19 protein-coding genes are annotated in these 17773 nt (G+C 62.6%); 9 read left to right on the top strand and 10 right to left on the bottom strand.

Annotated features, from left to right (window positions below; all coding sequences use genetic code 11):
- Positions 1 to 70: 70 nt before the first annotated feature.
- From V1292_RS17700 to V1292_RS17675, 6 genes are all read right to left on the bottom strand, one after another.
- Entirely contained in the window at positions 71 to 1051 is a 981-nt protein-coding gene (locus tag V1292_RS17700) for an ABC transporter ATP-binding protein (protein ID WP_334374006.1), read from the bottom strand.
- A complete protein-coding gene (locus V1292_RS17695) occupies positions 1048 to 2028 on the bottom strand; it encodes an ABC transporter ATP-binding protein (RefSeq protein WP_334374005.1) in 981 nt (326 codons plus the stop codon). The genes V1292_RS17700 and V1292_RS17695 overlap by 4 nt, the downstream gene beginning before the upstream one ends.
- 11 nt (positions 2029 to 2039) lie before the next feature.
- On the bottom strand, positions 2040 to 2912 hold the full coding sequence (locus tag V1292_RS17690) for an ABC transporter permease (protein ID WP_334374004.1): 873 nt from the start codon (positions 2910 to 2912) through the stop codon (positions 2040 to 2042).
- Positions 2899 to 3849, bottom strand: coding sequence for an ABC transporter permease (locus V1292_RS17685; protein WP_334374003.1), 951 nt, complete (start codon positions 3847 to 3849; stop codon positions 2899 to 2901). Before V1292_RS17685 ends, V1292_RS17690 begins: the two co-directional genes overlap by 14 nt.
- A gap of 6 nt (positions 3850 to 3855) precedes the next feature.
- Complete coding sequence (locus tag V1292_RS17680; RefSeq protein ID WP_334374002.1) at positions 3856 to 5397, bottom strand: ABC transporter substrate-binding protein; 1542 nt, start codon at positions 5395 to 5397, stop codon at positions 3856 to 3858.
- A 151-nt stretch (positions 5398 to 5548) separates the two neighbouring features.
- Positions 5549 to 6724: a CaiB/BaiF CoA transferase family protein gene (locus V1292_RS17675; protein WP_334374001.1), complete on the bottom strand. Its 1176-nt coding sequence runs from the start codon at positions 6722 to 6724 to the stop codon at positions 5549 to 5551.
- 229 nt (positions 6725 to 6953) lie between these two features.
- On the opposite strand from V1292_RS17675, the gene glgA reads away from it, so the two are divergent.
- Positions 6954 to 8381: a glycogen synthase GlgA gene (gene glgA / locus V1292_RS17670; protein ID WP_334374000.1), complete on the top strand. Its 1428-nt coding sequence runs from the start codon at positions 6954 to 6956 to the stop codon at positions 8379 to 8381.
- A 7-nt stretch (positions 8382 to 8388) separates the two neighbouring features.
- Here the strand turns inward: glgA and V1292_RS17665 are convergent, their stop codons facing one another.
- Together V1292_RS17665 and V1292_RS17660 are read right to left on the bottom strand one after the other, a co-directional pair.
- Positions 8389 to 9552 (bottom strand): patatin-like phospholipase family protein, encoded by a 1164-nt coding sequence (locus V1292_RS17665; RefSeq protein ID WP_334373999.1) that lies wholly within the window; start codon positions 9550 to 9552, stop codon positions 8389 to 8391.
- 26 nt (positions 9553 to 9578) lie between these two features.
- Positions 9579 to 10403 carry a 3-hydroxybutyrate dehydrogenase gene (locus V1292_RS17660; RefSeq protein ID WP_334373998.1) on the bottom strand — a complete coding sequence of 275 codons (825 nt, stop codon included), beginning with the start codon at positions 10401 to 10403 and terminating at the stop codon, positions 9579 to 9581.
- Between the two features lie 187 nt (positions 10404 to 10590).
- On the opposite strand from V1292_RS17660, the gene V1292_RS17655 reads away from it, so the two are divergent.
- The 5 genes from V1292_RS17655 (at position 10591) to V1292_RS17635 (ending at position 13819) form a co-directional block, all read left to right on the top strand.
- On the top strand, positions 10591 to 11493 hold the full coding sequence (locus V1292_RS17655) for a LysR family transcriptional regulator (protein ID WP_334373997.1): 903 nt from the start codon (positions 10591 to 10593) through the stop codon (positions 11491 to 11493).
- A 117-nt stretch (positions 11494 to 11610) separates the two neighbouring features.
- Positions 11611 to 11796 (top strand): hypothetical protein, encoded by a 186-nt coding sequence (locus V1292_RS17650; RefSeq protein WP_334373996.1) that lies wholly within the window; start codon positions 11611 to 11613, stop codon positions 11794 to 11796.
- 378 nt (positions 11797 to 12174) lie between these two features.
- Positions 12175 to 12630 (top strand): antibiotic biosynthesis monooxygenase family protein, encoded by a 456-nt coding sequence (locus V1292_RS17645; protein WP_334373995.1) that lies wholly within the window; start codon positions 12175 to 12177, stop codon positions 12628 to 12630.
- A gap of 30 nt (positions 12631 to 12660) precedes the next feature.
- A complete protein-coding gene (locus V1292_RS17640; protein ID WP_334373994.1) occupies positions 12661 to 13230 on the top strand; it encodes a NuoB/complex I 20 kDa subunit family protein in 570 nt (189 codons plus the stop codon).
- A 73-nt stretch (positions 13231 to 13303) separates the two neighbouring features.
- A complete protein-coding gene (locus V1292_RS17635; protein WP_334373993.1) occupies positions 13304 to 13819 on the top strand; it encodes a hypothetical protein in 516 nt (171 codons plus the stop codon).
- Positions 13820 to 13852: 33 nt separating this feature from the next.
- Here the strand turns inward: V1292_RS17635 and V1292_RS17630 are convergent, their stop codons facing one another.
- Together V1292_RS17630 and V1292_RS17625 are read right to left on the bottom strand one after the other, a co-directional pair.
- Complete coding sequence (locus tag V1292_RS17630; RefSeq protein WP_334373992.1) at positions 13853 to 14572, bottom strand: peroxiredoxin-like family protein; 720 nt, start codon at positions 14570 to 14572, stop codon at positions 13853 to 13855.
- Between the two features lie 80 nt (positions 14573 to 14652).
- Positions 14653 to 14937 carry a hypothetical protein gene (locus tag V1292_RS17625; RefSeq protein ID WP_334373991.1) on the bottom strand — a complete coding sequence of 95 codons (285 nt, stop codon included), beginning with the start codon at positions 14935 to 14937 and terminating at the stop codon, positions 14653 to 14655.
- Positions 14938 to 15178: 241 nt separating this feature from the next.
- Here V1292_RS17625 and V1292_RS17620 point away from each other — a divergent pair, with 241 nt between their 5' ends.
- The 3 genes from V1292_RS17620 to V1292_RS17610 all read left to right on the top strand — a co-directional run bounded on the left by V1292_RS17620 (position 15179) and on the right by V1292_RS17610 (position 17747).
- Positions 15179 to 15670, top strand: a complete 492-nt coding sequence (locus V1292_RS17620; protein WP_334373990.1) for a DUF302 domain-containing protein — start codon at positions 15179 to 15181, stop codon at positions 15668 to 15670.
- A 90-nt stretch (positions 15671 to 15760) separates the two neighbouring features.
- Positions 15761 to 17122 carry a dihydrolipoyl dehydrogenase family protein gene (locus V1292_RS17615; protein WP_334373989.1) on the top strand — a complete coding sequence of 454 codons (1362 nt, stop codon included), beginning with the start codon at positions 15761 to 15763 and terminating at the stop codon, positions 17120 to 17122.
- 190 nt (positions 17123 to 17312) lie between these two features.
- The gene (locus tag V1292_RS17610) at positions 17313 to 17747 is read left to right on the top strand and encodes a cupin domain-containing protein (protein ID WP_442894562.1); all 435 of its coding nucleotides are present in this window, start codon (positions 17313 to 17315) and stop codon (positions 17745 to 17747) included.
- Positions 17748 to 17773 lie beyond the last annotated feature (26 nt).

Raw genomic sequence — 17773 nt, 5'->3', positions numbered from 1 at the left:
ACACTTCTTGAGAACGGACATTGCCACGTCCGTCCCGTCGAGACAAACGCGGGCAGCGCTCCCCGAGTATTCAGATCAGCGGGTGATGGCAAGCCACGAACTGACCGGGCGCCACCGCGCGCAGTTCCGGCATCTCGTCGCTGCATCGTTGATCCGCGCGGGGACAGCGGGTGCGAAACCGGCAGCCGGACGGCGGCGCGATCGGCGACGGCGGCTCCCCCACCGGCACAGTCTCGGTGGGGCGCACATCCGGATCGGGCATCGGAATCGCCTCGATCAGGAGCGCGGTATAGGGATGCGCCGGCCTGGCGAAGAGCTGCTCGGAGGGACCAACCTCGCAGAGCCGCCCCAGATACATCACCGCGACGCGGTCGCTCACGGCTTTCACCACGGCGAGATCGTGCGCAATGAACAGCAGCGTCAGCCCGAACCGGGCCTTCATCTCTTCGAGCAGATTGAGGATCTGGGCGCGTATCGATACATCGAGCGCGGAGACCGGCTCGTCGCAGACGATGAACTCGGGATTGAGAATGAGCGCGCGTGCAATGCAGATGCGCTGGCACTGGCCGCCGGAAAACTCATGCGGCAGCCGCCCGACGACGAGCATCGGGTCAAGTCCGACCGCGCTCAGCACCTCGTGGACAAGCCGCTTGCGCTTTTCCGGATCCTTGACGCCCGCGATCACCAGCGGCTCGGCGACAATGTCGCCGATCTTGCGGCGCGGATTGAGCGAGGCGATCGGATCCTGGAAGATCAACTGCACGCGCCGGCGCATCAGCCGCAAGGCATCGCCTTGCATCGTCGTAAGATCGTGGCCATCGAACAGCACACGCCCGGCGGTTGGGCGGCGCAGTTGCAGGACGGCGCGGCCGAGCGTCGACTTCCCGCACCCGGATTCGCCGACCAGACCCAGCGTTTCGCCGCGGGCGATCTGCAAGGAGACGCCGGACACGGCATGAACGATCCTGGAACCGACAGGATATTCGACGACGAGATTGTCGACTTCGAGCAACGCGTCAGACGAAATCGATGGAGCGGATTGCGGCATCATGCATTGGCATCCGCGTGGGCTTCTATCGGGTGGAAGCAGGCGAACTGATGGGCCTTCGTCTCTGCCGCCTCGAGCGCCGGTTTCTCATTCTGGCAGCGGGCCACCGCATAGCGACAGCGCGGCGAGAACGAGCATCCCTTCAGCGGCCGCGTCGGATCGGGCGGACGCCCCGATATCGCCGGCAGCGGCGTGTGGGGCGCAGCGTCGAGTTTGGGGAGCGCCGCCAGAAGCGCCTCGGTATAGGGCATTCGCATCTTCTTGAACAAGGCAGGCGTCGGCGCGCGCTCAACCACGCGGCCGGCATACATCACCGCAACTTCGTCGGTGCGGCCGGCGACGACGCCGAGATCGTGGGTGATGATGATCATCGCCATGTGGCGGCGACGCTGCTCCCTCGCCAAGAGATCGAGGATCTGCGCCTGGATCGTGACGTCGAGCGCGGTGGTCGGCTCGTCGGCGATCAGGAGCTTTGGTTCGCACGACAGCGCGATCGCGATTGCCACGCGCTGCCGCATGCCGCCGGAGAGCTGGTGCGGATACTGCGCCAGCCGCTGCTCGGGCGCGGGGATTCCAACCGCCGCGAGCAGCTCGACGCTGCGTCTGGTGGCGGCGGCATCTTCCAGTTCGAGGTGCTCCTGCAATGTCTCGATCAACTGCGTCCCGATCGTGAGAACCGGGTTGAGCGAGGTCATCGGATCCTGAAATACCACCGCCAGCGACCGGCCGCGTAGCTTGCGCAGTTTCTCCGGCGGAAGCTGCAGCAGGTCCTGCCCGTCGAACATCACCCGGCCGGAGAGCTTTGCCTTCTTCGGCAACAATTGCAGAACCGCCCGCGACAGCATGGTTTTTCCGCAGCCGGATTCGCCGACGATACCAAGCGTGCGCCCGGCGCCGACGGTGAGGTCGACATGATCCACCGCGCGCAGATTGCCGCGCGGGGTCGGAAGATCGACGACGACGTCTTCGACAGAAAGCAAGTTATTCCCGTTCACAGCGCGCCCTGTCGTGGATCGGTGAGCGCACGCAGCGTGTCCCCGACTAGATTGAAGGAAAGCACGGTGAGAAACATCGCCGCTGCCGGCAGGAAGGCGAGCCGCGGGGCCACGTCGAGGCTCTCGCGCCCCTCCCCGATCATGCTGCCCCAGCTCGAGATCGGCGGCGGCACGCCGAGCCCGAGAAATGACAACGAACCCTCGACGACGATGGTGATGGCAACGCCGAGCAGGAAGAAGGCAAACAGCGGCAGGATCACGTTCGGCAATAGTTCGCGCAACAGGATGCGCACATGCGTGGCGCCCAGTGCCTGCGCCGCTATAACGAATTCGCGCCGCGCCAGCGTCAGCGTCGCAGCGCGCGCCACCCGCATGAAGGCGGGAACGCCAAGGAAGCCGAGAATGAGAGTGAGATTGAGAATCGACTGCCCGAGATAGGCCGTTACGGCCAGCGCCAGGATAAGCGGCGGAAAGGCCAGCAGCACGTCCATGCTGCCGACAACGATCGATTCGAACCGGCCGCGGAAATAGCCCGCGAGCATGCCGAGCGCGCCGCCAATGGTGAGCCCGATTACAGGCGCGCAGAGACCGACCACGAGCGAAATCCGCGCGCCGTAGATCAGGCGCGAAAGTTCGTCGCGGCCGAGCCCGTCGGTCCCCAGCCAATGTTCCGCAGAGAACGGGGCCCGCCGTTCCAGCATGTCCATGTCGGTCGGGCTCGGCAGCGGCAGGGCGGGTGCAAAGACTGCCAGCGCGAAAACGAAAGTCATCCAGCCGATCGCCGCCCAGAACAGCATGCCAAGGCGCCGGCCCTTGCGCGCAGGCTGGGTTACAGCCACCTCGGCGACATCGAGTTCAAGCGTGGCCATGGCGAATCCTGGGATCGAGAACCGCGTAGAGCATGTCGACGATGAAATTCATGATGACGAAGCCGGCGCCGACCAGCAGCACCACGCCCTGCAGGATGATGAGGTCGCGCGTCAGAATCGCGCCGATCAGCAGCCGGCCAATGCCCGGAAGCGCAAAGATCGTCTCGACGATGACAGCGCCGCCGATCAACCGGCCGATATTGATGCCGGTGATCGTGACCAAGGTCAGCGACGATGGTTTGAGGGCATGCACAAAGAGGATTCGCGCCGGCGTCAGGCCTTTTGCTTTGGCGAGCGCGATATAGTCTTCCTGCAAGGTCGCAATCATGTCGGAACGCAGCACGCGCATGATGCTCGGCCATTCCGCCAGTGCCAGCGTCAGCGACGGTAAAACGAAGAAGCGCAGGTTAGCGAGCGGGTCTTCGGCAAACGGCACATAGCCGGTGGCCGGCAACCAGCGCAGTTCGACCGCGAAGAAATAGATCAGCAGGATCGCCGACAGGAAGGTTGGCACCGACAACATGCCAAAAGCAGTGCCGGTCATGAAGCGGTCGAACGGGCCGCCGCTGCGCGCCGCACAGACGATCGCCAGTGGAACGCCGATCCCCAGAGCGCCGAGCTGCGCCAGGAGCATCAGTTCGATCGAGACCGGCAGCCGCTCGGCAACCGCCTGTAGCACCGTCTGTCCGGTGCGGAACGAACGGCCGAAATCGCCTTGCAGCACATTGCCGAGCCAGCTCAGGTAACGCCACCAGATCGGCTGATCCAGTCCCATGTCGTGCCGCAACGCCGCCACGTTCTCCGGCGTCGCCTGGTCACCGAGGATGGTGTACGCGAGATCGCCCGGCAGCAGCGACGCGATGGAGAAGGTGAGCAGCGAAACCGCAATCAGCACCGGCAACAAGTACAACAGCCGGCGTGCGACGAAGAACGCCATCGACGGTTATTCCTTCCAGGCGCGCGATACGTCGATCATCCCACTGTACATCTTGGGCAGCCCTTTGAGCTTCGCGCTCGAGATCGCGTAGTAGGTGTTCTGGAAGGTCCAGAACCAGATCGCCTCCTTGTTGATCAGCCGCGTGATCTCGCAATAGAGATCGATGCGCTTGTTCTGGTCGGCGGTGACGCGCGCCTGTTGAAGCATTTTGTCGAGCTCGGGATTGGAGTAGTTGGCGAGTGCGACGGGGCTGCCGGTGTGGAAATTGGCGAACATCTGGATGTCGGGATCGGCGAGATCGACGATCCGCCAGGGCGTCATCTGGAACTGGCGCATGAATGCGCGCGGGGGAATGGTCGCCTGATCGACCTGCTCGATCTCCATGTTGATGCCGGCCCGCTTCCACAATTGTTGCAGCACCTGACCGACGGTGCGCCCACGGGGCGTCGCCGTCACGAGCATCTTGAACTCGACGGGCTTGCCGTAGTCCTTGATCAGCGCCTTGGCTTTCTCGAGGTCCTCGGGAAGTGCACCATCGTCCTTGCACTTGACCCAGGACCCGTCGCCGTAGGGGTTGCTGGCCGGGCGAGACAGACCATTGGTGATGGCCTGCGACATCTTCTTGCGGTCAAGCGCCATGACGATCGCCTGACGCACGCGCAAATCATCGAACGGTGGCGTCTTGGTATTCATGGCATATACCGCCGCACCCGAACCGGCGTAGGTGTGCACCGTCAGCTTGGAGTCCTTTTGTGCCTTCTGAATGCTATCGGCGGAAAATTCGTCTTCCCAGATCAGGTCGACTTCGCCGGATTGCAGGCTCGCGAAGCGCGATTGCGCGTCGGGCAGCGGCTTGAGCGTGATGCGGTCGAAATAGACTTTGTCCTTGTCCCAGTAATCTGGGTTTTTCTCCAGAACCATGCGATCGCCGGCGGTCCAGGATTTCAGAATATAGGGACCGGTGCCGACGGGATTGCGGTTGTAGTCGTCGCCCTTCGCCTTCCACGCCGTTGGGGAGTGAACTGAGGCGTTCACGTTCGCGAAAGAAACCAGCGCGGGGTAATTCACTTGGGGGTCGTTGAGATTGACGACCACCGTCAGTTCGTCCGGAGCCTGAACGTTGTTGACGTTGGAGATATAGAAAGCGCAGCGGCACTTGTTGGCGGGGTCCTTCTGCCGGTCGAAATTCGCTTTGAGAGCTTCGGCATTGAACGGCGTGCCGTCGTGGAACTTGACGCCCGGGCGCAGCTTGAAGGTCCAGGTCTTGAAGTCTTCCGAAGTGGACCAGGACAATGCGAGCCTGGGTTGCGGCTTGCCGTTGGCATCGAGATAAGTGAGCGTGTCGAAAATGGCGGATGACGCGGTGAGTGCGGCTGTGTCGTAGACGCCAACCTTCAGCGGATCGAAACCGGGAATATCGAGCTCAAGGCCAACCGCGATGCTGCCGCCCGCTTTCTGCGCGCTGGCGGGCATTGCCGACAACGCCACGCCAAATCCCGCCACAAGAAATATTCGCGCGAGCGCGCTCGAACGGATCGCCGCTTTCATGGATGTTCCCTCCGATATGTCGTTCGTCCGGTATTCCGGATCGTCGATGGCTCTCGGAGATTGTCCGGAAACGCCGGCGCGGGCAAGGGCGTTTGCAAGCCGCGGATGAAAAGCCGCAGCATCGCCACCCTTGCGTCGCGACGCCCCGCCGTCAGGCGCGCTCGGCCAACTGCGCCTTGCCAGCGAAGGATGCGATCTCATCCTCCGACAGGCCGGTCTCCTTCAGGTAGGCACTCGTGTGCTCGCCGAGCGTCGACATGCGCTTGGCCGCCGACACGTTGGCGCCCGACATGCGGAACGGCAAATTGAGGACCTTGAAGGTGCCGCCGCCGTCCTCGACCTCGGCCAATGCGCCGCGATGGGCAATCTGCGGATCGCGCAGCGCCTCGGCGACCGTGCGATAGGCCGACGAAGGCACGCCGTACTCATTGAGCGCAGCAAGGCACTGCTCGGTCGTCACGGTGCGCGACCATGCCTCCACGCCTTCCATCAGGCTCGTCCAGTTTTCCCGGCGGTCGGAATATTTGGCAAAGCGCGGATCGCTCACCCATTCCGGATGACCGATCACCTGCATCAGGCTCTGGAAGGTTTTCTCGCTGGCGATCGCCATCATCACATAGCCGTCCGTCGTCTCGATCGGGCCGAACATCGGCCGTTGCGTCGGCTTCACTTCGAACTGCGACCATTGCAGTTCGTTCAAGGTCAGGCTCAGCATGGATTCCAGCATCGAGACGTCGATATGCTGGCCCTGCCCGGTCGCTGTACGCTGATACAGCGCCGCCGAGATCGCGCCGAATGCGTAGACACCGGTGAGTACGTCGGCGTGATAGATGCCGCAATAGTCCGGCCGGCTTCGTCCCGGCTGGTAGGCCAGATGCGCCATCTCATAGCCGGATGCCGCGTGGATCACCGGCGCATAGGCCGGCAGCTCCGCCGACGGCCCGGTCTGGCCGTATCCGGAGATCGAGCAATAGACCAATTTCGGGTTGAGGCCGTGCAGGGAGGCATAATCAAGCTTCAATCGCCGCATCACGCCGGGGCGAAAATTCTCCACCAGCACGTCAGCAGTCGCGACCAATCGGCGGACAGCTTCGACGCCCTTGGGCGATTTCAGATCGAGCACCAGGCTGTTCTTGCCGACGTTGAGCTGGCCGAAGGCGGTCGAACAATTATTCCTTACCGGCGGACGGGTTCGCATCGTCTCGCCCTCCTCGGTTTCAATCTTGATGACCTCGGCGCCCATATCGGCTAGCATGCGCGTGCAGTGAGGCCCGGCAATCGTGGTTGAGAAATCGAGGACGCGTAGGCCTGCGAAGCTGCCTGTCATACTCCTCTGCTCGTTACCGGCTATCGTCATTCTCGTGTAGCTCCTTGGGCCTAATGGCACTTGTTGTTGGCGCGGCGTGACCCTAAAGGGCGCCGCCGCGGCAGGAAAGCCTTTCGCATCAGGAACCGATAGCTAGGGCCCGGCATTATCGCCAGTAGACTGGACCCTTAGAGTAAACTGGACCCTTTCTTGCATTTCCTCTCATCAGAGGCTGGTAGAGGGCATTCCTTTGAGAGTCTTATTCATCACTACGGAAATGGATGATTTCGTCCGGGTGGGCGGGCTCGCCGCCGTGTCCGCCGCCCTACCCCGGGCGCTTCGTCGGCGGAGTGACGTCCGGGTCATGCTGCCCGGCTATCGGGACGTCGTCGAACAGCTCACGCACATTGATATCGTTGGACAATGTGCGGCGTTAGCGGAGATGCCGGCCTGCACTGTGGGACGGGCAGCGACCAAGGACGGCCTGCCGGTTTACGTCCTGCTCTGCCCGCAATTATATGACCGGCCCGGTAACCCCTACGGCGATGAAAACGGCCAAGACTGGCCCGACAACGACATCCGCTTCGGGCGGCTTGCATCCGCTGCCGCCGAACTTGCCTTGGGCAAGGTGGACAAGAATTGGGCAGCGGACCTTGTTCACGCCAATGACTGGCAGGCTGCATTGACGCCCGCCTATCTGGCTTGGAAGGATGCAAAAGTTCCTTCGATCCTGACCATCCACAACCTCGCCTATCAGGGGCTGTTTCCCGCGGACTCGCTGCGCCGCATCGGGGCCCCCGAAAGCTCCTTCCATATCGACGGGCTCGAATTCTACGACCACATGTCGTTCCTGAAGGGCGGCCTCGTCTATGCCTCGCACCTGACCACCGTCAGCGCGACCTACGCAAAGGAGATCACGACGCGCGAGCTCGGCTGCGGGCTCGAAGGCCTGCTGAAGCGCCGCTCGGACGCCGACCAACTGACCGGCATCCTGAACGGCATCGACGAAAGCTGGGATCCGCGCGCCTGCGCACAATTGGCGCAGACCTTTGGCGCCGGCGATTGGGAGGGCAAGCAGGCGAACGCGAACTACGTCCGCAAACAGTTTGGCCTGGCGGTGTCACGCGGGCCGATTTTTGCGCTTGTCGCCCGCCTCGTCCACCAGAAGGGCGTCGACCTCGTATTGTCAGCCGCCGACAAAATCATCGATGCCGGCGGCCAGATCGTCGTGACCGGCAGCGGCGAGCCCCACATCGAGAAGGCGCTGGTCGAGGCACATCTGCGCCGGCCGGACGCAATCGGTGTCGTCATCGGCTTCAACGATGGACAGGCGCGGCGGATGTTTGCCGGCAGCGATTTCACGCTGATGCCATCACGGTTCGAGCCGTGCGGGCTGAGCCAGATGTATGCGCAGCGGTTCGGATCGCTGCCGATCGGTCACCAGACCGGCGGGCTGGCGGAGACCATCAAGGACGGCGAAACCGGATTCCTGTTCGCAAAGCCGTCGCCGGAGTCGTTTCTCGGCGGCGTGCGTCGGGCGTTCGAAGCCTTCCGCGCCAAGGACCGGCTCGACACGATGCGACGCAACGCAATGGCGCGATCGTTTAGCTGGGATCTGTCGGCTGCCTGCTACAGCGCGCTCTACCACAAGACGGTCGCGCCTTCCATCGCCGCGTAACTCCCATCTACTCCGCCGCTTCCGGCATCGCCTCCATCTGCTCGTGGAGGATGACGCCGGAGAGCGGATCGAACTCGCCGACCCAGGGCTGCTTCTCGAGCACTGCTTTGGTGTGGCGGTAACCGGCGTCCCAGCGCTGCATGATTCCGGACGGACTGAAATCGATGTCCTTGGTGTGGTCCTCGCGGCTGAGCTGCGGGGCGAGCAGCCGCACCACATGCATCCGCGTCGGGCAGCCATAGCCCGTCAGTTCCCTCACCGCCTCGCTGTTGCGCTCGGCCTCCGGCAGACGCGCGGCGAGCTGGTTGATGACATGGCGCAGCCGATGCGCCTGCTGCTGGCGGGCAATGTGGCTGGCGATCCGGCTCGAATACTGCACGTCCTTGTGCCGGTTCAGCACCTCCGCCATCGTGGTCGGCTCGGCGCCGGACGGATTCCAAAGATGCACGGCGAAGATCAGCGAGTTCTTGCGCGGATTATCGTCGAAGACGGCTTCCGTCGGCGTGTTCGACAATATGCCGCCGTCCCAGTAAAGCTCGCCGTCGATGCGGATCGCCGGGAATGCCGGCGGCAGCGCGCCCGACGCCATGATGTGCCTGACGCCGAGCTCACAGTCCCGGCTGTCGAAATAGCGCATCTGGCTGGTGCGGACATGGGCGGCGCCGACGGTCAGGCGCGGCGTGCATTGATTGACCAGCTTGAAATCGACCAGCTCGCTCAGAGTCCGCTCCAGCGGCGCGGTCGAGTAATAGCCGGCATTGTCGGCGCCGAGCGGATAGGAATCGCCGGCATGGGCCAACGGGTTGGGCCGAAAGAACCCGGGAATGCCGTTGGTCACGGTCGACCAATAAGAAAGCTTTTCGTTGAAACCTGGAAAGATGTCGCGAAAGGTCCAGACCGGATTTTGCTCCATCTTCTTCCAGAATTCGCGCAGCCGCGACAGCCGGTTCTGCGGCAAGTTGCCGGCGATCAGGCCGGCATTGATCGCACCGATCGAGGTGCCGATGATCCAGTCCGGCTCGATTCCGGCTTCATGCAGCGCTTGATAGACACCGGCCTGATAAGAGCCAAGTGCGCCGCCGCCCTGCAGCACCAGGACGATCTGACCCGACTCGGACCTGGCCCGCGATCGCAAGTTCGGCGAAGGGCCGATATCCTGAACGTCCTTCATGTCACGCTCCCTCGGATTTTGTCGTGCTAGTGCGCGGTCCAGCCGCCATCGACCGGCAGCGCGATGCCGGTGATCGACGCCGCCGCGTCGCTGGCAAGAAACACCGTCAGCGCGCCGAGCTCCTCAACCGTGGCAAAACGCTTGTTCGGCTGCTGCGCCAGCAGCACGTCGTGGATGACCTGCTCGCGGGAAATGCCGTGGGCCCTGGCCTGGCCGTCGATCTGCGCCTCGACCAGCGGCGTGTAGACGTAACCCGGGCAAATCGCGTTGCAGGTAATGCCGTCCTCCGCGGTCTCCAGCGCCGCCACCTTGGTCAGGCCGACGATGCCGTGCTTGGCGGCAACATAGGCCGCCTTGAACGGGGACGCGACCAAGCCGTGCGCGGAAGCGATGTTGATGATGCGGCCGAACCTGTTCTGGCGCATCGCGGGCAATGCGAGCCGCATGGTGTGAAATGCCGATGACAAATTGATCGACAGGATCGCGTCCCACTTCTCGACCGGAAACTGATCGAGCGGCGCGACGTGTTGAATGCCGGCATTGTTGACCAGAATATCGAGCCGGCCGTGACTGGCGACCGTGGCCGCGATCATCTCGGCGATTGCTTCCCGGCTCGTCATATCGGCCGCGGAATAGCTGACTTCTACGCCGAAATCGGCGGTAAGCTGATCGCGGGTCTTGGCGATCTCGGCCGCCGGGCCGAAACCGTTCAGCACCACGGCCGAGCCGGCTCCGGCCAACGCACGGGCAATCCCGAGCCCGATACCGCTGGTCGAGCCCGTGACCAGCGAGACTTTGCCTGTCAGTGGCCGCAAGGCCGAAGCGCCCTGCGTCTTGAGCTGAATATTCATGGGCCGCCCTTTCGTGTGGCTGGTCAACGTCGTAACGAGACCATTTCCGCCGCAATCTGCACGCGGGCACGGCTTCAAGGAAATGCCCTTTGGCTTCCAAAACCATACGCCTGCGCTATCGCGGTTTGGGTAGTCATCGGGGGGCGCAATCGAGTAGCTTTCCTGCACGGCAGAGCGGGGCACGACCATGGAGATGCATCAGGTTCGCTACTTCCTTGCGGTCGCGCGCGTGCTCAACTTCACGCGCGCCGCCGACGAGTGCAACGTCACGCAGCCGTCGCTGACGCGGGCGATCAAGCAGCTCGAGGCCGAACTCGGCGGCGATCTGTTTCGCCGCGAGCGCCCGGCCGCGCAATTGACCGAGCTCGGCCAGCGCATGCATCCGCTGCTCAAGCAATGTTATGAGGCGGCGACCGGCGCGCGCGAACTTGCCTCATCCTTCAAGAGCGGCGAAGTCGGCGCGCTCCGGATCGCACTGACCCATTCGGTCGATCTGTCGCTGTTGATTCCGCATCTCGACCAGATCAAGCGGATGTTCAATCGTCTGGAGTTTCGTTTCTTGCGCGGCAACGCCCGCGAAGTCGCGGAATATCTCAAGAAGGGCGAAGCCGAACTCGGCATTGCCGCCGAAATCAGCGAAGAGTGGGACCGGCTCGATACCTGGCCGCTGTTTACCGAAAACTTTCAGCTCGTCATCAACCGGAAGCATCCGCTGGCAGACCGCGATAAACTCGACTTCGGCGATCTTCGCGCCGAACAATTGCTGTCGCGGAACTACTGCGAACATGCGGCGCGGGTGAACTCTTCGCTTCGCGAACACGGCCTCGACGTCGATCGCAGCCACGAGATCGCATCCGAGCGCGATCTGATCGAACTGTTGGAGGCCGATATCGGCGTCGCCGTGGTGCCCGATACTGCGTCGATCCCGCCGACGCTAAAGCGCGCCAGCGTCGAAGGGCTGGATGCGCGGCGAACGGTAAATCTTTACGGCGTGGCCGGACGTGAACGGACTGCGGTGGCATCCGCCGTGATGCGGATGCTGCGTAGCACCAATTGGCAGCAACTCATCGACAGGAATGGAACTCCCTGAGAAGCCCCGGCTGGATCGGTTCCCGGGCTTTCCGCCGCATGTGCGCTGAGTACGAATCCCCTTAAAATCCAGGCCGGCCGCACCATATAGAGATCTGGCTGGGAGTTGGAGGGACCGATGAAATCTCATCCGCGCCCGAACCGCAAAGATTGGGAGCAGATCGCCGAGGATTTGCAGCAGACAGCGGATAAGCTGCCGCCCGGCGATGACAAGGAAGCCGCCAAACGGAAGGCGTTGCAAATGAGGAAGGCAGTCGAAATCAGAAATTGGCTGACTTCCCCAGGCATGCAACCACCCCGCTGATGCAGCGCTCCGCCCCGCGGAACCGCGGCGTATGCTTGCTCGGTAGAGTGAAGGTCGATAAAGAGCGACCCCGCCATTTGAAATCGCAAAATGACGGGGCCGTCGGAGCTTTTCACCTTCTATGAGGGTTACTTGCTCCTTGCAGACGTAACTTTCGACGCGCGATCACGTTCCGGGCTTTTTTGAGATTTTTCTTTCTCGGAGATTTCTCTTTCTTGAAGTTTCTCCCCCGGTTCCACTACCAACGCTTTACATCCGGTCGGCCGGCCACCGGCCTTGTGCGGCAGCGATCATGTTCGCGCAAGTCTTGCACGCCCCAGGGTAATTCTCGGAACTGCTTGCCGTTCGCGGAATTTCCGTAGTTGAGGCGAGGTTGCCATGGCTGGACTGCTCGCCGGCATCGTCGAGCTCGCGGCTACCGGCGCGCGCCAGCAACGCTGGGGACCTGCGCCAGGCGCTGCGCCACGAAGCTGCGCTGAATTCGGTCTCGATCAAGGGAGATCAGCCATGCCGCAGATCCACGCCGACAAGCAACCCGTTACCCAGATCACGATCGTCGAGTCGGAGCCCGAGAAGCAGGCCGAGGCGTTGTCGGTCATGACCGAGCGCGCCCGTTTCATGGCGCGTCAGCCGGGCTTCATTTCGATCAGCCTGCACCGCAGTCTGGATGGACGCCGCATCGTCAACTACGTGCAATGGCAGAATAGCGATCTGCTGCGATCGGCCCATCAATCGCCGGAGTTTCGCAAGCAGTGGGGCCACTTCGACGAAATCACGAGCGAGATCGATCCACATCTGTATGAAGTTTCTGCCGTCATAGACGGGAAAGCGTAAGCCTCGCAAACAACCCGTGGGAGCAGCCCGATGCCGGACTCCCGACCATTGATCACGCCCTCCGGAACGGGAATCTTGGACCCGGGGACCGGCGCTCCCGTGCGTGATGAGTACTTTTTTGCCGGATTGAACCATGAGCTCAGCGACAAAGGCTTCTTCGTTACCGCCGCCGATGATTTGATCACCTGGGCCCGCGGTGGTTCGTTGATGTGGATGACATTTGGCCTCGCATGCTGCGCGATCGAAATGATGCAGATGGCGATGCCCCGCTACGACGCCGAGCGGTTTGGATTTGCGCCCCGTGCCAGTCCACGGCAGGCCGATGTCATGATCGTCTCCGGTACAGTGTGCAACAAGATGGCCCCCGCGCTGCGCAAGGTTTATGACCAGATGCCCGAGCCCCGATATGTGATTTCGATGGGGTCGTGCGCCAATGGCGGCGGCTATTACCACTATTCGTACTCGGTCGTGCGCGGCTGCGACCGCATCATTCCTGTCGACATCTATGTTCCGGGCTGCCCGCCAACCGCCGAAGCGCTGTTGTACGGCGTGATGCTATTGCAGAAGAAGATCCGGCGTTCAGGCACCATCGAACGCTGACGTCGATTACCCGGGAACCTTGCCAGAATCCTCGTGTTGACAATATGTCGGAACCAACAGTGAGGAGTTCACGATGGCAACGGCAAAGCAAAAGGCCGCAGCGAAGAAGAACATTCGCAAGGCCCGCACGGCATGGCGCGGCATGTCGGCGCAAGCCCACGCAAGGGTTCAGCCCGAGGGGCGCCGCCGCGCCAAGCCCGGAGCCCGCAGCAGCGGCGGTTTCTTCCATATCGAAGTGCGGCCGCGGCAGGAATTCAAGACGTTCCGCACCCAGGATATCGGAACGAAAGGCGGAATCGAACGGGTCGCCGGCAAGCGCGGCAGTGGTTCCTGGGATACTCAGAAATGGCTGATCAGCAAAGAGCATGCCCATCGCGTCGGCGCCCGTCTGGTGCCGGATACCGCGGATGCGCGAAAGATTTTGAAAACTCTCGGCGCACCGCCGCGCCATCTTTCCGGTGACCGCTTCAAGGCGACGGATCGGCCCAACGTACCCGAACGCGCCAAGCCGACACCGGCCATGCGGCGCGCGCGGACCCGCAATATACGCAAGGCCCAGGCAACGAAGCGCAAGAGCTCCTCCCGCTAGACGCAATGCGAGGACGGCCGGGATGGGCTCGGGCTATCGCTCTTCGCTTGCACTCTTCAACGCGGCGATCAGGTCGTCGATCTCCATGCGCTTGCGGAAATCGGGATCGACGAAGCGGGCCTTCACCAATCCATCGCGGCCGACCACGAAGGTAGCCGGGATCGGCAGCACCCAGCCGTCATTGCCCTGAAAACTCGCCATATCCTGATACGAAAGCAGCCGCTGGATTTCGGTGCCGAGCCAGATCGCGAGGTTGAGCGACAGCGCGTAGCCGTTGTCGAGATCGGTTAGCACCGGGAACGGCGCTGCGGCCTCGGATTTGAATTTCTCGGCATAGGCCTGCGTCTCCGGCATGATCGCAACCGTCTGCGCGCCCAATGCCCTGATCCGGTCCTGGGCCTGGATCACCGCCCGCACATTCAGCCGGCAGTAAGGGCACCAATGGCCGCGATAGAACATCACTGCGACCGGACCGTGATCGAGGAGCGATTTCAGACTGACCAGCCGGCCGGTCTCGTCCGGCAACAGGAACGGCGGCATCGCCTCGCCCGGCCTTGGCGCGTTTTCGCCGCCCCCATTCTCATTGAGCCGCGCCACCAGCCGGTCGACCGCTTCGCCATAGGCCGGAAAGATCTCCCGCCCCGCCGCGGCGTAGGCCTCGAGCTGCTCGCGCAAGGTACCCTCCATGTCGCGGCATTGCTGGAACGCCTCCTTGAGGCGTTCGGCGTTGGCTGGCGATAGCGTTGTCGTCATGGCTTGCTCCGGCATATCCGTATTATTTTCCGGCTCGGGCCGCCCCGCAAGGGTGGCCCGAACGCTGCAGTGCTCCCGCTTCAGGGCAGATAGAAATTGCCGGTCGGGTCAAGCATGCCCGAGGTCGAATAGAGCTGGCCCTTGTCCATGAAGAACACGGTGTTAGCAGGCACCTTCTTGGCGTTCTTCATCATCGCGCCGTGATTCTTGGGCGTCGCAGCCATCGCCATCGCCGACATCTTCCCCGGGCCGGCATACATGTAGGCCATGCCCGGATTGAATTCCCAGGGGACCTGCGAGAAGGCGGTCGTTGCGACGGCCGCAAAGGCCGCGGCGGCAATCAGGGTCTTGGACAGGCTGGTCATGTGAAATTCCTCAAGATTGGCATCGCGCCCGCCAATCGGGCGCTGGCCCATCAGAGGATGGACGTCCCCTGATTTGAAATGCCGTTGCACAATCAGTTCGATAGCCATGGCGTATTGAGGGGCACCGATAGTTCGCCGCTATCGACTTGAGAGCGGATGCGCATTTCATATCGGCCCGCCGAACGTTCATCCTGTCCTCGAAGGCATGCAGAGGGCATGCGCCACTGACAGGAGGTTTCCCATGACACGCCATCTGGCGAACCGCTTTGCAAATTTCTTTGCCACACTGCTGCTGGCGGTGCTCGTGCTTTCCGTCGTCTCGGCAGCACGGGCGGACAGCGACGATGGTATCGTTCGCGTCAAGAGCGCGGTGCCGATGCCAGAGGCGATCAGCCGCATCAAGGCGGATATCGCAGCCAAGGGCATCAAATTCTTCAGCGAGATCGACCAGTCGAAACTCGCGGCCGACGCCGGCATCAAGCTGCGTCCCTCGACGCTATTGGTGTTCGGCAATCCGCCGCTCGGGACGCAGTTTATCACCTCGAATCCGAACGCCGGGCTTGACTGGCCGGTCCGGCTCTTGCTGACGCAGGACGACAATGGCGACGTCTGGGCAGTCTGGACCGATTTCGGATGGATCGCCAGGCATCACAACATCAGGGACCGTGTGGCGCAGTTCGAGATGGCGACCAAGGTGGTGGGCTCGATCACCTCGACCATCACAACCAAGTAGCCGTGCCGGCCCGCTTGCCGCAAGCTCATCAGGCTGCGCCGCCGGCGCGGCCTGATCGCATGCGGCGTTGCCAACAGAGGAGTTCGTTCGATGACACCGGAGAAATTTGACGTTGTCATTCTCGGCGGCGGCAATGCCGGCATCGGTGTCACCGGACCAGTCCGGCGCGCGGGAATGTCGGTCGCGATGATCGAGGCCGATCTTCTCGGCGGCACCTGCCCGAACCGCGGCTGCACGCCGAAGAAGGTGCTGGTCGCCGCCGGCCACGCGCTGCACGAGATCGAACGCGCATCCATCCATCACATAGCCGTCGGCAAGCCGAAACTCGACTGGGCCGCGCTGATCGACCGCGAGAAGGACATGATCAAGGACATCCCTGCCAATCTCGCCCGCGCGATGGCCAAGCGCAATGTCGAGGTCATCAAGGGCCACGGCGCGTTCACAGGATCCAATACAATCCGCGTCGGAAGCCGGACACTCGAGGCCAGGCATATCGTGATTGCGACGGGATCGAAGCCGCGGCCGCTGCCAATTCCGGGAGCCGAGCTCATGATCACCTCGGACGAAATGCTGAGCGAGCGCGAACTGCCGGCTTCCGTGATCTTCATCGGTGGCGGCGTCATCTCGCTCGAGTTTGGCCATGTCTATGCGCGCGCCGGTGCTGCGGTCACTATCCTCGAGGCGCTGCCGCAGCTATTGCCTGCCATGGACGCCGACGCCGTCGCGCGCTTGCAGGCCGAGAGCGAGCGCATCGGCATTCGCATCAGAACTACAGTGAGCGTCAAGCAAATTGAAAAGGCGAAGGACCGCCTGCGCGTCGTCTTCAGCCATAACGGCGCCGAGCACGCAGCCGAAGCCGACCGTGTCGTCAACGGCGCCGGACGCGTCGCCAATGTCGATACGCTGGATCTCGCCGCGGGCCATGTCGAGCAAGCCGATGGCCGCGTCGCGCTCGACCGCCATCTGCGGTCGACCTCCAATCCCAACGTCTATGTCTGCGGCGACGCGGTGCCGACCTCGCCGCAACTGTCGCCGATCGCGACCTATGAGGGCGACATCGTCGGCCGAAACATCGTCGAAGGCGCTAAATACAGCCCGGACTACGCGAGCATGGCGACATCGGTCTACACGGTGCCGCCGCTCGCCTCGGTTGGCCTGACGGAAGCCGCCGCCAGGCAGAACGGTCTTGCGATCGACGTCCACGTCAATGACATGCTCGACTGGTTCTCCGCGAAAACCTATGCCGAAACAGTGGCGTGGTCGAAGGTGATCGTCGATCAATCTACCGACCGCATCCTAGGCGCGCATTTCGTCGGGCATGCCGGCCAGGAGCTCGTGAATATCTTCGGACTGGCGATGCGCTTCGGCATTACCGCGAGCCAGATCCGGGAAAATATCTACGCCTATCCGACGTTTTCCTCCGACATAAAGCACATGCTCGGCCACGGTTAGCCGCATAGCGCGACGCTATGGAGTCAAGAGCCAACCGGCATTTCCTCTCGTGAGCGGTTTCCTTGATGGTGATGACGTAGCCGGCCAGATCATTCGGGGCCACGGCAAAGATAGAAACAGAGGAGACCACGACATGTCCAAATCCAACGTCGCTTCATGCACAATCTGGCAAGGTCTCGCACTCGCCGGAATGGTTGCAGGTTCGGTTGCAACCACCTCGACCGCCATTGCGGGCGAATGCCCGGCCGGCAAGATGCAGCCAAACGTCCGCGCAATGGTCGACTACAAGCCTGTCGGCGTCACCGACGTCACCCTTGGCTCGATCAACCTCGAGAAACAGCCGGCCAACATCAGGAATCGCGAGCTGCGCTTCCGCAAGCTGACCATCGAGCCCGGCGGCATCGTGCCCTGGCACAGCCATGACGACCGGCCTGCGCTAATCTACGTCCAGCAGGGCGAGATCGTCGAATACGCCAGCAACTGCTCGGAGCCGATCGTGCACAAGGCCGGCGAGATCAGGCCGGAAGTCGCCGGCACCTCGCACTGGTGGAAGAATCTCGGCAAGGAGACCGTCATTCTCTATGTCGGCGACGTCCGTAAGGATCCGCATGACCACAATATGTAAGGAGCTGTAACGAGCGCCACCCGACG

It is taken from the genome of Bradyrhizobium sp. AZCC 1719, from assembly GCF_036924525.1.
In the GTDB taxonomy this organism is placed as follows: domain Bacteria; phylum Pseudomonadota; class Alphaproteobacteria; order Rhizobiales; family Xanthobacteraceae; genus Bradyrhizobium.
Note: the sequence above shows the minus strand (reverse complement) of the source record. Positions and strands in the feature narration are given on the sequence as shown.

Bases quoted from the DNA above. Each gene is read 5' to 3' on its own strand.
- V1292_RS17700 (WP_334374006.1), bottom strand. From the start codon at position 1,051: ATGATGCCGCAATCCGCTCCATCGATTTCGTCTGACGCGTTGCTCGAA.
- V1292_RS17690 (WP_334374004.1), bottom strand. From the start codon at position 2,912: ATGGCCACGCTTGAACTCGATGTCGCCGAGGTGGCTGTAACCCAGCCT.
- V1292_RS17685 (WP_334374003.1), bottom strand. From the start codon at position 3,849: ATGGCGTTCTTCGTCGCACGCCGGCTGTTGTACTTGTTGCCGGTGCTG.
- V1292_RS17680 (WP_334374002.1), bottom strand. From the start codon at position 5,397: ATGAAAGCGGCGATCCGTTCGAGCGCGCTCGCGCGAATATTTCTTGTG.
- V1292_RS17675 (WP_334374001.1), bottom strand. From the start codon at position 6,724: ATGACAGGCAGCTTCGCAGGCCTACGCGTCCTCGATTTCTCAACCACG.
- V1292_RS17665 (WP_334373999.1), bottom strand. From the start codon at position 9,552: ATGAAGGACGTTCAGGATATCGGCCCTTCGCCGAACTTGCGATCGCGG.
- V1292_RS17660 (WP_334373998.1), bottom strand. From the start codon at position 10,403: ATGAATATTCAGCTCAAGACGCAGGGCGCTTCGGCCTTGCGGCCACTG.
- V1292_RS17655 (WP_334373997.1), top strand. From the start codon at position 10,591: ATGGAGATGCATCAGGTTCGCTACTTCCTTGCGGTCGCGCGCGTGCTC.
- V1292_RS17650 (WP_334373996.1), top strand. From the start codon at position 11,611: ATGAAATCTCATCCGCGCCCGAACCGCAAAGATTGGGAGCAGATCGCC.
- V1292_RS17645 (WP_334373995.1), top strand. From the start codon at position 12,175: ATGGCTGGACTGCTCGCCGGCATCGTCGAGCTCGCGGCTACCGGCGCG.
- V1292_RS17640 (WP_334373994.1), top strand. From the start codon at position 12,661: ATGCCGGACTCCCGACCATTGATCACGCCCTCCGGAACGGGAATCTTG.
- V1292_RS17635 (WP_334373993.1), top strand. From the start codon at position 13,304: ATGGCAACGGCAAAGCAAAAGGCCGCAGCGAAGAAGAACATTCGCAAG.
- V1292_RS17630 (WP_334373992.1), bottom strand. From the start codon at position 14,572: ATGACGACAACGCTATCGCCAGCCAACGCCGAACGCCTCAAGGAGGCG.
- V1292_RS17625 (WP_334373991.1), bottom strand. From the start codon at position 14,937: ATGACCAGCCTGTCCAAGACCCTGATTGCCGCCGCGGCCTTTGCGGCC.
- V1292_RS17620 (WP_334373990.1), top strand. From the start codon at position 15,179: ATGACACGCCATCTGGCGAACCGCTTTGCAAATTTCTTTGCCACACTG.
- V1292_RS17615 (WP_334373989.1), top strand. From the start codon at position 15,761: ATGACACCGGAGAAATTTGACGTTGTCATTCTCGGCGGCGGCAATGCC.
- V1292_RS17610 (WP_442894562.1), top strand. From the start codon at position 17,313: ATGGTTGCAGGTTCGGTTGCAACCACCTCGACCGCCATTGCGGGCGAA.